Raw genomic sequence first — 11,474 nt, 5'->3', positions numbered from 1 at the left:
TCCTGATACTCCTTAGACCTGTGGCTGAACATCTGTATCTTCATAGCCTCCAGGACTTCGGGGAAGCACGCGACAGGGCCCGCGGTGAACAGTTTCATTGGTTTAGGCCACGCGATTTTTTCAACTTCCTTAACCACATCCGGGTACTTCATAATTCACACACCGTTTTTGATTATCCAGGAAAAGGCTTAAATAGGATTCTAAAGGTCCCAGTCGCTCCACCTACATCATTGCTCAGTACGTCTCTGCCCGGTCATCCCTGATATTTAAGTTTAAACATATAATATATTATTAACCTTGAATATTCGGAAGGGGGTAGTGGTTGAAAATATTCATGAAGCTTCCAAGCAATAGGTGGATACTTGTCAAGGACAGGCTGAAACAGGTGACGATTCGCTCGGGGAGGAAAACGACCAGATACGTTCTAGTCGGGGAGACGATGAAGGAAGAGCCGGTTTTCCCTGAGAAAAAATTCGAATCCCTCACAATCCCGTCGGGAAGAGTTAACAAGTTCGTGATAAGACTCCTTGACATTAGAAGCCCTCAGGACGCCATAGTGATCTTATCCCCGCTAGACCCTGAGAACTACCAGGTCGAGTTCACGGGGATTAACCCCCAGCTTATCAAGGATTTGATTAACAGCGTGATTGAATAAGAGGGTTCAAGCCCGGCTTCACGCAGGTTTAGGTTCCGTGAAAAACCTTCTTATCAAGATATTCCCATCCTTATCCCTACTAGCCTCCAACCTCTCTACAACAACCCTGTAATTGCAGACGGGGCATTTCAAAACCAGTGACACCCTGGCAACCCCGTTGCTCAACTTCTCCGATTCAAGCGTGAAGAGCATTTTATTCGCGTCCCTAGGGCACTTACCCGTATCCATCGCTAACACCTTTAGAATCAATTAAACATCCATGTTTTTATATTATCTCAAAATTAAATCTCTAAGAGGGTGCGCTCGTTGGATTTCACCGGTAAGATTCTGAGCATAATTCAAGATTTGAAAGTGGACGCCCTTATTCTGACAGCCCCGGATAACACCGAGTACTTCACAGGTGTTCCGACAATCGCCGACTCCACCCAAATCCTCTACGCAGATAAAAACGGAAGCGTAAAACTCTACGTTCCTGTCTTAGAGTTCTACAGGTTCCGGGATAGTTTAAAAGACAGGGCTGAAGTGTACGGTGTTTCTAAATCGATTAAACCGGATGATGCTGTAGTGGTCGATAAGGACTGGAAAGAAATAATTAACGATCTACTAAGAGAGAGCGTGAAAGTTGGTGTTGACAAATCCTTTCCATCCACTCTTTCACACTTGTTGACAGAGCTACCGGGCGAGAGAATCGTTGACGCTTCCGGCAGGATATGGAAGGAGAGAATGGTTAAGACAAGGGAGGAGGTTAACGCGATAAAGAAGGCGATTGAAATAACATCTAAAGGCATATGCACGCTGGCATCAATGGTTACTGAAGGAGTTACCGAGGCCAAGCTAACAGGTTACTTCGAGGAAAGAGTTAGAAGAGAGGGAGTCAGCCAATATGCTTTCGAGCCCATTATCTCCTTCAAGCCCAATAACAGCTACCCACACAACGTCCCAACATCCAGGAAGCTGGGTAGGAGCGATATCATACTAGTAGATGTCGGAGTTAAGTATGGGGGTAGGTGTAGCGATATTACAAGGATTTTAAAATACGGGAGGCTGGGCGAGGAGGAGAAGAAAGCCCTTGAGCTTGTGGAGCAGGCTTTACAAATAGGTATAGAGTCCATACAACCAGGCGTTAAAGCCGGTGAGCCAGCGTCGAAGGTGGTCGAGTTCTTCGAGAAAAACGGTGTAGGGAAGAAATTCATCCACGGTCTTGGACATGGGATAGGCGTGGTTGTTCACGAACCGCCTTATTTAAGACTGGGAAGTGAAACCGTGCTCGAGCCGGGCATGGTCTTCACCGTTGAACCCGGGCTGTACTATCCTGGGAAATTCGGGGTTAGACTTGAAGAGGATGTATTGCTGACAAAGAAGGGTCCTAGAATTCTGTCTGGTAAAACAAGGTTGATCATTGACCTAGCTCGTTAAGAGAGCTGATGCTTATCAATCTCTCAGGAGGAGATATCGCTATCCTGCCAACAGTGGTCACGTTGCCTGTGAAGACTTTCCAGGGCGTAACATCTCCTGTAATGCTGGCTCCGAGCCTGCTTGCGATTACGTAGCCAACCACTATGTCAGTGTTTCTAAGTTTTTTCGTTAACGATATGAAATGGTCTATTTTTCCAACCGATGCATAGGCTGATTCAAGTGATGCCGACCCGTAAACTCTCAGCCTTAGCCTCCAGCCGCGATTTTTGAAGAAATCACGCAGGTTCTTTAGCTCTTCAATAGTATCAAAATAAACCGATGCTATTCCAGTCCTCTGCGCAGGATATGATTCAACCAGTCTTCCATCAACATATACTTCGCGACCGATAACCCCGTACCATTCACGCGTGAAAATGTTCTCTACAACCCCTACAACATCTTCAGGAATGCTTTGAGGATTTAACTGCTTGTAAGGGAATACTGCCAAGGATACTGAGGCGAAGGGTACTCCCACTGAGTAGTTGAGGCTTCCATCTAACGGATCAATCAGTACCACATAATCCGGCTTCTCGCTCAACTTGTACAAGCCTTTTTCCTCGCTAACAACCCAGATGCTGAGGCCCGTTCTACGCAGTTCTTCAACAGCATGCTCCTCGGCCACTATATCTATGCGTCTGGAGGTATCCCCTGTCACGCCTAAACCTATCACTTCAGAGTAAGCCGTGTCGCCATAGCACTCCCTGAGCAGCCCGGTTAAGCTTTCAGAAACACTCCTGATGATTTCAAACAGTTCGCGGGCATTCTTCATCTAAATCGCCGGTTCTCATTGAACAAGCATCATGGTAGAGCCGCCGCCGGGATTCGAACCCGGGACCTCTGCCTTACCAGGGCAGCGCTCCACCAGGCTGAGCTACGGCGGCCTGTTTAAAATTGTTTAGGAGAAAGGACTAAAATATTTAACTATTACTTTAGGATGGAGATTTATTAACTGAGGGCTGAATACTTTCAACAGGGCAATATGGAGCCATTAGTGCTCGTGATAATCGGGTACTGCCTCGCGTTTTTCATGGCGGTGAATATCGGGGGAAACGATGCCGCTAACCCGGTGGATACGGCCGTAGGCTCCGGCGTCCTAACAGTTCGCCAAGCTCTCGCCCTCTTCTCGATAGGGGTTTTCGCAGGGGCCCTGTTACAAGGCTCATTTGTAATCAAAACCATTGGAAAAGGCATCGTCCCCACAATACCGTTAGCCGGAGCTGTAGCGACAGTCCTGGCAGCGGGTTCATGGGTGTTGATAGCTACTTTGAAAGGAATGCCGATCTCAACCACCCAGAGTATTGTTGGAGGTGTAATAGGCGTTGGCCTTGGAATGGTTCTTAAAGGCGAGCTGTCCCTGGGAGACTTGAATTTCAGTGTTCTATCCAACATTGTGTTAAGCTGGATAATATCGCCGCTATCAGCAATACTTCTCTCACTAAGCCTTTACACGGTTCTTCAAAAACGTTTAACAATGCTTGAAACCACTCCAGGAGGGAGGAGGGCTATTAAAATACTCATGATCCTCACACTGCTATTCTCAGCATACTCTTTCGGCGCTAACGATGTTGCGAACGCTACAGGGGTTTACTTATTTGTAACATCTAAATACCTTGGCTTGCCCGATGCCCACACAATGCTTGTTCTCGCGTCAATGGGTGCTGCAGGCATCGTGGTGGGCGGCTGGAGTATCGGTCGTAAAGTAATAGACACTGTTGCGTACAAGATAACGAAGCTCGACTACGGGTCAGGAGTGGTTGCTGAAGCTTCAAACTCTCTTACCGTTTGGCTATTCACAACTATTCCCTCGTGGCTAATAGGCTACGGCATGCCAATATCAACCACTCACGCATCAGTCTCATCTATTATTGGAGTGGGGTTCGCTAAGTACGGGAGGAAATGGTTTCAAAGCAGTAAAAGCGTTGTGTTAAAGATTGTCTTCTCCTGGTTGCTAACTCTCCCCATAACTATAATAATCGGAGCAATACTTTATCATATTATAGGGCTCCTGGTGGGGGTTATATGAGCACCTGGTTCTGGACCTCCAAGCAGATGGAGAAGAAGATTCTTGAAGACCATTTGAAACATGTTGAGAAAGTCGTAGAGACAGCTCGGGCGCTAGAAGACTCTATCTCTCATGTGAAAGATCGCGACCTCAACTCTTTCAGAAAAGATTATGAAAAACTCTCCTCGCTTGAGAGAGAGGCCGATGTTTTCAAGAGGACTCTGATGAAGGAGGTTAGCCAGGTCTTAATCCACCCCATAGACAGGGAGTACTTGATAAATCTGACACTAAACATTGACCAGATCGCAGGCTACTGTCGCGCCGTTGGAAAAAGAATCCTTATACTCATGGATGCTTCAGAAGAGTTGGAGGAGCACGTGATTGAATACATCTCCACCGTTTCTTCTAAAATAAGGCATATTGCCGAGCTCATCCTATCCGCTCTTCAAAGCCTGAAAAGAAGTGCCCAGGAGACGATAGAATACACTAATGAGATTGAGAAAATAGAGGAAGAGGTTGACGACTTGAAGCTCGAAGCGTATAAGATAGTTCTTAAAAAATGCAATGAAAAATCCATAGAGTGGTGTATTCTGAGCAAGGAGATTATCGACACCTTGGAAGAGGCCACTGACAGAGGAGAAAGGGTTGCCGACATTATCAGAATGCTTGCTGTATCTCTAAGCTAGTGTGAGTACCTCCATATCTTTATATTCTTAATTTCTACATAATTTTAACTTAGATTGGAGAGTGGTTTGAATGCCTATTATTGGCGCATATGTTATATTTTCCACGAGTGTGGCGATGGAGCCGTTAAACCTTCTAGGATTCATGTACGACCTTCAAACATTCTTCAAGAATGTCAAAAACGTGAAAACCCTTGCTTCCAAGGAGGGAAAAGTTTCGCTTCAAGCAAAGGTTAAAACATTCCACGGGTTTGACCGCGAGCTCGTGTTCGACCTAAACGTGGAGAGCGTTACTCAAGACAGCATCATCATAAAAGGGTCTGGCGAACTAGCCGATTTCGTGTTGAAAGCCGAGGTGAAACCAGCTGATAAAGGGAGCATGGCGGATATACGCATTAACTGTGAGTCGAAAGAAGGCGGTGTGTGCAACAATTTCGTCTCACTACTTTACTCCGGGCTGTTAGAATTGTTTGAGAGACCTCCCAAAGTTTCTGTTAAACCCCCACCAATTACTGTACCGCCAACTCCTCCAACACCGACACCAGCCCCGGTTAAACCTGAAGCTCCTGTTCCTGCGCCGGCACCAGCCGCGCCAGCTCCTAAGAGAGAGGAAGAGGAGTATCCTGTTGAAAAACTGCTAGATGAGACATACCTAGCGGTTCTTATGCTTAAATCAGACCTTATAACCACTAAAAACCTGAGCCCGGGATGGACGATTAACGATCTCGTTAAGACAACCCTGGAGTCGATAAGGGAGATTGCCAAATACAAATTGGCATTGATAACGATACGCGACCCGTTGAACAGGATGAGCGTAACCATACCTGTTTCAAGAGCCGGGGACTTCATGGGCTTCGTAGGTGTAGTGGATAACAAGCCATTGAAAGGATATACGAGCGACCTTGAGAAGACCATGCCCATAATGACAAGAATGCCTGTTACCATTAGACTATGGGGCGTGAAAGAACTGGTTTAACCCCAAAATTATGTTTTATTTTAAACGGTGTTTTTACCAGTAAACCTTGCCCAGTTGCTTCAACCATCTTCTTTAACCCGGAAACTAAGGCCACTGGCTTGACCAAAGCCCCACTAGTGGAGGAGTGGTTTGGTTGGGAAAATAAAGATATAAGCCCTTTTCAACCTTGATACTTTTGAAGGGCCCGAGCATAGAGCCGTTAGGCAATGATGACCCCAGGCCACGTGAACTGTTGGAGGTGGCCCGGGTAGCTCAGCCTGGATAGAGCGCCGGGCTGTGGAAGCCCGTGATGAGGGGCTTGCTGAAACCCGGAGGTCCCGGGTTCAAATCCCGGCCCGGGCCCTTATTTTAAAAAATGATTTAAACAACATGTTTTGAAACACGGCTGGGTAAGCTATTTCTCTCTGAGAATCACTATACCGTGTCCATTCTTTATGCGAGCAGCTATTGACGACCAAGCCCTGAACTCGTGAAGACCGTCTTTAGGCCCTATGTAGTCAACCTCGGAGTTGCCGCCTACGGCCACGTCGACCACCTCTGGTGTTGAGGAGAGTATTATGGTCTCCTTCTCGCTGATGAGCGGCGTAATAACAATGTTGGATACGAAGGCTTTAACCCTTTCCAAGGTGGTTAACCCTGTTCTAGAATCAACTCTTAACAGCTTAGCATACCTGGCAGGATTAATTATCATCATAATATTTTTATGAAAGCCTGAAGACATCAGGGTTGAAACCGCTCTCGCAACATCGTTAACAACCTCATCTCCACTCTCCCATGTGCCGACATCATATGTGATGGTTTCCTTACACTCGAGGAGCCGTTCCAATACAAGCCTGTCCTCAGCTAAAACCAGCTCCCTAGATGCTTTGAAGACATCGGGCAAGCTTAAATCGCTCACGCCTGACAACCAGTTGTCGACTTCTCTCCGGCTGATTAAGAAGTTAACCGATACTTCGTTTAAAGGTATAATTATCTGTTTACCTGGCTCTCTCTCAAACACCGTGGATGAAGCCCCTTTCCCAAGCATTATCACCGGCAGGTTGTTCCTTATCAAACTCAGCTCTTTCACCGTGTTTCTAACCTGAGCCTTAACAAACTCCTCGAAATCGCTCCAAGATTTCGCGTTCCCCTTCCTCACGGGCTCAGCGGAACCGGCTGTTTCCACCCCTGTTATCTCCCGCACTTCTTCAGCACCCTTCTCCAACTCCTCCACTTGTTCAGGATCCATGTTTTTAAGCATTGCAAGGAATTCTCCAACGTGTGTCTTCTCCTCTAAAGCCACGTCTTCAAATACTTTCCTAACCTTCTCATCCTCGATCGAGCTAGCCAACTGTAAATACAGGTTAATCGCGTCTAACTCAGCAATAATAGCTAACCGTAACGCCTGAGCCACCTCGCTACTCGACAGCTTTTTAGATGAAGGAATGTCTAACGGGTTCTTGCTTAACATTATATCCCCATTCTAAATAATGGTTGCATGCCCTTATTATTTGTGACGTCTAACTAACCATTTCACATTGTTTCTATTAAGACAAATTTAAAAAATTAACCAACATTAAGCACAGGTAAATAGTGATGAGCCTGCTCGAGTTTATACGCAAGGATTAAGCCATTGATGTAGTGTGAGCGATCCTGGGTGGAACCTGTCAGGCAAAAATGCTTTTCCCGATAAGTTCAGAGTTAGCCTTCGCAATGATCTACAATGGATCGTTACAAGGGTTGGGTCGGTATCAGAGCCTTGTTATAATTGTGAGGACGGTACTGTGTGATTTTGTAGCCTTATGGTTGCTGATAAACCCGGTACCCTTTCTGGTGAGAGCCGGGTTGGAAGAAGCCTCCCTGAGCATATAGTCTTTTTCCCCATAAACCTATAACATATTCTAGACGGTGAGGTAGTTGAGGATAAAGCTGATCGCTTTCGACAGCATGGGAGTTAGATCAATGGCTACTTTCATAGAAACCTCCGAAGGCACGTTTTTCATTGACCCTGGAGCCGCCCTAGCGCCCAGGAGGTATGGTTTACCGCCGCATGAAGAAGAGCTGAAGACTCTGCGAGAAAAACTCCGCGCTATATATGATTATGCGAGAGAATCGGACTACATTGTCATTTCACACTATCACAGAGACCACTACCTATACCGGGTGGGAGAGGAAGAGTACTACGCGGGTAAAAATCTTCTCATCAAGCATCCACGAGTATTCATAAACCCGAGTCAGAGAATAAGGGCTTACGTCTTGCTAGAGAAAATGAAAGTGAAAAACCTTGCGAAATCGATAGTGTACGCGGATTCAACCAGTATGAAGATAGGCCGGGTTTCACTGGAGTTTTCACACCCTCTTTCACATGGACAATGCGGTTCAAAACTCGGATGGGTTTTAACCACCGCGATAACCGAGGAGGGGGTGACCGCAATCCATGCTAGCGATATCCAGGGCTGCCTCTGCCAGGATTCTTTCAACTATTTAATGCGTAAGAAACCGGATTTTCTAATAATGAGCGGGCCACCCACATACCTAGGTGAGGATCAGGGGGATTTCACAAACCTTGAGACGCTGTTAAAGAATATCAAGCAGAACACCGTTCTAATCCTTGATCACCACCTCCTGAGAGACCAGCACTATAAGAAGTATTTTGAGAAACTGGAAAAGCTGAATACGAAGGTAAAAATCAACACCGCAGCAGAGTTTATGGGTGAAGAGGTTAGATTGTTAGAAGCTAATCGCAACATCCTCTGGAAAAACCATGATCAGAGATGATGACTTGACTGTATTCCTGAATTAGTTAGATCTCGAACAGTACTTTCAATGAAGTATATTGGGTGTTAACCTGCGCTGGATTGGCTTCTCCCGGCTATTTCACGGTAGTACTTAACTATTTGCGGGTAATCTCTATCGCCCAAGCCGTTGCGACCTGCCAGGTGGTACATTGATGAGACGGCATCAGACAGGAAGGAGGGTAGACCCTTGTATTTTAAAGCGCTTGCTACGTAAGAGTAGTCCTTCCCCGCATTGTCCACGGTGAACCTTGGCCTCGAATCTCCTAGAGCCCTATCCCAGTACCTGTTTAACACTGGCTCGATCCAAGTGTTCTGGGAAACCCTTCTCAGCACGTCTAACTCGATGTCCCATGATGTGAGCAGCATGATAGATTCTGCGAGAACCGCGGGGAGGGCGAGTGCTAAATTGTTTAAAGCCAGCTTAACCACCATCGCCTTTGGCGGTTCTCCAATGTAGTGTATCCGCTCGCTGTAAAGCTTTAAGATATTGACTGCTTTCTCAAGCAAATACTCCTTGGTTGAAACCATTGAAATCAGCCTGCACTCCCGCGCCTCACTCGTGCTTCCGAAAACAGGTGCTTCAACATAGTCAATCCCTTTTGACCCGAGAATCTCCATAGCCTCCAGACTGGCGGAGGGCGTGACGGTGCTAGCGTTTATGAAAACTTTTCCACCGATCTTCCCGCTCTTTGACGCAATGCTGAATAATACTGTTCTCAACGCGTGATCATCCCTTACAAAGGCAATCGCGGCTTCAACATTTTCAACAAGCTGTGAAGGAGAATCATATACTCGTGCCCCTAGCCTCCTACCTAGTTCTTCCGCCTTTGATCTTGTTCTGTTGAACAATGCTACTTCTACATTTCTACCCGTCAAGCACTCGGCTAGGCTGGACCCCATGTTTCCAGTTCCAATTATTCCAACAATCATTACGACACCTATTGATATAATATGTGTTGGGGTTTTACTTATCTTTTGAAATCAGATAATTAATCTAGGATTGGGTATTTTTCAATAAGTAAACCAGATGCGGGCAAAACCGCTTTAAACCGGTTCTTCCATGTCAAACAGTGTTTTTTCTTTAAAACACCTAATGTAGTCAATATTCTTTGAAAAAGACTTGCATAAGGGATGAGAACGTTATCAGCGCATAGGCTAGGGTAAGGATGGGTGTGGGAATTTGCCCTAGAAAGAACACGCCCCAAGCCGCTGCTAAAACCGGCTCTAAAACGCCTATGAGGGATGCTGTTGAAGCCCTTACTTTTTCAAGTCCTTTGGAAAGTAATAAGTATGGTAGAATCGTGCAGAAAATTGCTAAATAGATTCCCACGGCAATCGCGGCATAGTTAGCGATTGCTTTCACGTGGAAGCCTGGAACAACCAGTGTTAGTAGTGTGGTTATTAGCGCGGCGTACGGCATGGCTCCTAGTGAAACGTTAAGTGCCCCGTTTCTCCTGGAGTAGTTCCTCGCGATTGAAATGTATAAACCGTATGATATGCCGGAGCCTAAGCCTGCTGCAAACCCTGTCAAACCCTGCGACTCCTTACAGGTTTCAAAACCAATCATTGATAATGCTAATAACAATAAAACAAGTGATAGCGCGTCAAGCCGGCCCGGCTTCTCACCGTATAGCAGGGATCCCAGCGTGCTCCACAAAGGAGCCGTGTAGAGTAGGAACGCGGCAACCCCTACGCCTGCCGAGACTGCTGAGAGCGAGAAAAGAATGAAGAGGGCTCCGAGAAGGATGCCTGATATTATTGAAGAAAAGCTTCTACTCCTAAATATTATTAAAGACACGACCCCAGCCCCCCAAGCCCTCACCAGGGCGGCTAAAGCCGGGTCAGTGCTATACACGCTCGCAACCCCTATGGTGCTCCATAGGACTGCGGCGGATAAAACGTACAGTTTGTGTTTTACCACTCTCATTCCTTGGCTTCCCCTAAAACTCCTTGTGTTTCATTATATACCCTGTCACAGGTGTAAGCTAAAACCTAGCACTTAACTGTTTCGATGCATTATGATTATTTAACCCTACTACTAAGTTTTATAAGATTCGAATCAGTGATTATTAGAGAGAAGGGCCGCCGTAGCTCAGCTCGGCTAGAGCGCCGGACTCATACGGGTTGTGAACCGTGGTCGTGAAGCCCAGGGGAGATCCGGTTGCCCCGGGTTCAAATCCCGGCGGCGGCACTTCTATTCCTTCATCCTTATATAACAGCTGGATCTTAGTATTATATGGTGAGTATTTTGAAAGCAGTGGCTCGAACAACTATAATACTCGTCCTCATAATTGTTGCTGCAGTGGCTGGAGCCTTAATATACTACTACTCTACTCAACCCGTGGCCGAGTGGAAAATAGGCATAGTTTACGATATTGGCGGTAGAGGGGATTTAAGCTTCAACGACATGGCATACCTCGGAGGTAACAGGGCTGCTAAAGATTTCAACCTGAAGCTTGTTGAAGTCCAAAGCAAGAGCGAGTCGGACTACCTGCCTAATCTCAGGAGCCTTGCTAAATCAGGTGATTACGTTGTTATAGTGGCTGTTGGATTCTTAATGGCTGACGCAGTAAGCCAGGTTGCAGAAGAGTATCCGAACCAATTATTCGCTATAATCGACGCAGTAGTGGACAAGCCTAACGTTTTAAGCGTCGTGTTCAAGGAGCATGAGGGAAGCGCCCTAGTAGGAGCCTTAGCAGCCATGGTTGCACACTACTACAACTACTCAGCCGTGGGAGTAGTCCTCGGCATGGAGATCCCAGTGCTATACAAGTTTGAAGCAGGGTATTACTGGGGGATAAGGTATGGTGAAGCCAAGTATGCTGAGAGAGCAGGCGTGAACATCACCCCGTTGACAATACTTTGGACTTACACTGGAAGATTCGACGACCCTGCTGGAGGTAAGACCGCGACCCAGGCCCAGCTA

At 46.5% G+C, this 11,474-nt stretch carries 13 protein-coding genes, 3 tRNA genes and 1 pseudogene; 10 read left to right on the top strand and 7 right to left on the bottom strand.

All coding sequences use genetic code 11. The features are described 5' to 3' along the window. Positions 1 to 152, bottom strand: a pseudogene (locus AC3OH0_RS00245) (aspartate aminotransferase); the annotation flags it as partial. 170 nt (positions 153 to 322) lie between these two features. Between AC3OH0_RS00245 and AC3OH0_RS00240 the strand changes: the two are divergent. Beyond that, on the top strand, positions 323 to 655 hold the full coding sequence (locus AC3OH0_RS00240; protein WP_193436777.1) for a hypothetical protein: 333 nt from the start codon (positions 323 to 325) through the stop codon (positions 653 to 655). Positions 656 to 673: 18 nt separating this feature from the next. Here the strand turns inward: AC3OH0_RS00240 and AC3OH0_RS00235 are convergent, their stop codons facing one another. Then, positions 674 to 883, bottom strand: coding sequence for a hypothetical protein (locus AC3OH0_RS00235; RefSeq protein ID WP_193436776.1), 210 nt, complete (start codon positions 881 to 883; stop codon positions 674 to 676). 78 nt (positions 884 to 961) lie between these two features. On the opposite strand from AC3OH0_RS00235, the gene AC3OH0_RS00230 reads away from it, so the two are divergent. Next, on the top strand, positions 962 to 2,071 hold the full coding sequence (locus AC3OH0_RS00230; protein ID WP_498344329.1) for a M24 family metallopeptidase: 1,110 nt from the start codon (positions 962 to 964) through the stop codon (positions 2,069 to 2,071). Here AC3OH0_RS00230 and AC3OH0_RS00225 read toward each other — a convergent pair. Continuing rightward, complete coding sequence (locus tag AC3OH0_RS00225; RefSeq protein WP_498344328.1) at positions 2,052 to 2,879, bottom strand: inositol monophosphatase family protein; 828 nt, start codon at positions 2,877 to 2,879, stop codon at positions 2,052 to 2,054. The two genes, AC3OH0_RS00230 and AC3OH0_RS00225, sit on opposite strands and share 20 nt — an antisense overlap. A gap of 38 nt (positions 2,880 to 2,917) precedes the next feature. Continuing rightward, a tRNA-Thr gene (locus AC3OH0_RS00220) sits at positions 2,918 to 2,991 on the bottom strand. A 110-nt stretch (positions 2,992 to 3,101) separates the two neighbouring features. Between AC3OH0_RS00220 and AC3OH0_RS00215 the strand changes: the two genes are divergently transcribed. The 4 genes from AC3OH0_RS00215 to AC3OH0_RS00200 all read left to right on the top strand — a co-directional run bounded on the left by AC3OH0_RS00215 (position 3,102) and on the right by AC3OH0_RS00200 (position 6,113). Next, positions 3,102 to 4,133, top strand: coding sequence for an inorganic phosphate transporter (locus AC3OH0_RS00215; protein WP_498344327.1), 1,032 nt, complete (start codon positions 3,102 to 3,104; stop codon positions 4,131 to 4,133). After that, positions 4,130 to 4,798, top strand: coding sequence for a DUF47 domain-containing protein (locus AC3OH0_RS00210; protein ID WP_498344326.1), 669 nt, complete (start codon positions 4,130 to 4,132; stop codon positions 4,796 to 4,798). The genes AC3OH0_RS00215 and AC3OH0_RS00210 overlap by 4 nt, the downstream gene beginning before the upstream one ends. A 70-nt stretch (positions 4,799 to 4,868) precedes the next feature. Further along, a complete protein-coding gene (locus tag AC3OH0_RS00205) occupies positions 4,869 to 5,771 on the top strand; it encodes a hypothetical protein (protein WP_498344325.1) in 903 nt (300 codons plus the stop codon). Positions 5,772 to 6,012: 241 nt separating this feature from the next. Continuing rightward, positions 6,013 to 6,113, top strand: a tRNA-His gene (locus AC3OH0_RS00200). Positions 6,114 to 6,165: 52 nt separating this feature from the next. Here the strand turns inward: AC3OH0_RS00200 and AC3OH0_RS00195 are convergent. Next, positions 6,166 to 7,221: an encapsulin gene (locus AC3OH0_RS00195; protein WP_193436770.1), complete on the bottom strand. Its 1,056-nt coding sequence runs from the start codon at positions 7,219 to 7,221 to the stop codon at positions 6,166 to 6,168. A gap of 206 nt (positions 7,222 to 7,427) precedes the next feature. Here AC3OH0_RS00195 and AC3OH0_RS00190 point away from each other — a divergent pair, with 206 nt between their 5' ends. Together AC3OH0_RS00190 and AC3OH0_RS00185 are read left to right on the top strand one after the other, a co-directional pair. Then, positions 7,428 to 7,622, top strand: a complete 195-nt coding sequence (locus AC3OH0_RS00190) for a hypothetical protein (RefSeq protein ID WP_498344324.1) — start codon at positions 7,428 to 7,430, stop codon at positions 7,620 to 7,622. A 45-nt stretch (positions 7,623 to 7,667) separates the two neighbouring features. Continuing rightward, entirely contained in the window at positions 7,668 to 8,528 is an 861-nt protein-coding gene (locus AC3OH0_RS00185) for an MBL fold metallo-hydrolase (protein ID WP_498344323.1), read from the top strand. A gap of 65 nt (positions 8,529 to 8,593) precedes the next feature. On the opposite strand, the gene AC3OH0_RS00180 is transcribed toward AC3OH0_RS00185, so the two are convergent. Both AC3OH0_RS00180 and AC3OH0_RS00175 read right to left on the bottom strand, forming a co-directional pair. Continuing rightward, positions 8,594 to 9,478 (bottom strand): NAD(P)-dependent oxidoreductase, encoded by an 885-nt coding sequence (locus tag AC3OH0_RS00180; RefSeq protein ID WP_498344322.1) that lies wholly within the window; start codon positions 9,476 to 9,478, stop codon positions 8,594 to 8,596. Between the two features lie 169 nt (positions 9,479 to 9,647). Further along, a complete protein-coding gene (locus AC3OH0_RS00175) occupies positions 9,648 to 10,475 on the bottom strand; it encodes a DMT family transporter (RefSeq protein ID WP_498344321.1) in 828 nt (275 codons plus the stop codon). Between the two features lie 154 nt (positions 10,476 to 10,629). Between AC3OH0_RS00175 and AC3OH0_RS00170 the strand changes: the two genes are divergently transcribed. Together AC3OH0_RS00170 and AC3OH0_RS00165 are read left to right on the top strand one after the other, a co-directional pair. Continuing rightward, a tRNA-Met gene (locus tag AC3OH0_RS00170) sits at positions 10,630 to 10,739 on the top strand. 48 nt (positions 10,740 to 10,787) lie between these two features. Beyond that, a partial coding sequence (locus AC3OH0_RS00165) for a BMP family lipoprotein (protein WP_498344320.1) occupies positions 10,788 to 11,474 on the top strand: 687 nt, incomplete at its 3' end.

The organism is Thermosphaera sp., from assembly GCF_059755995.1.
This window is presented reverse-complemented; position numbering and strand designations above follow the sequence as displayed.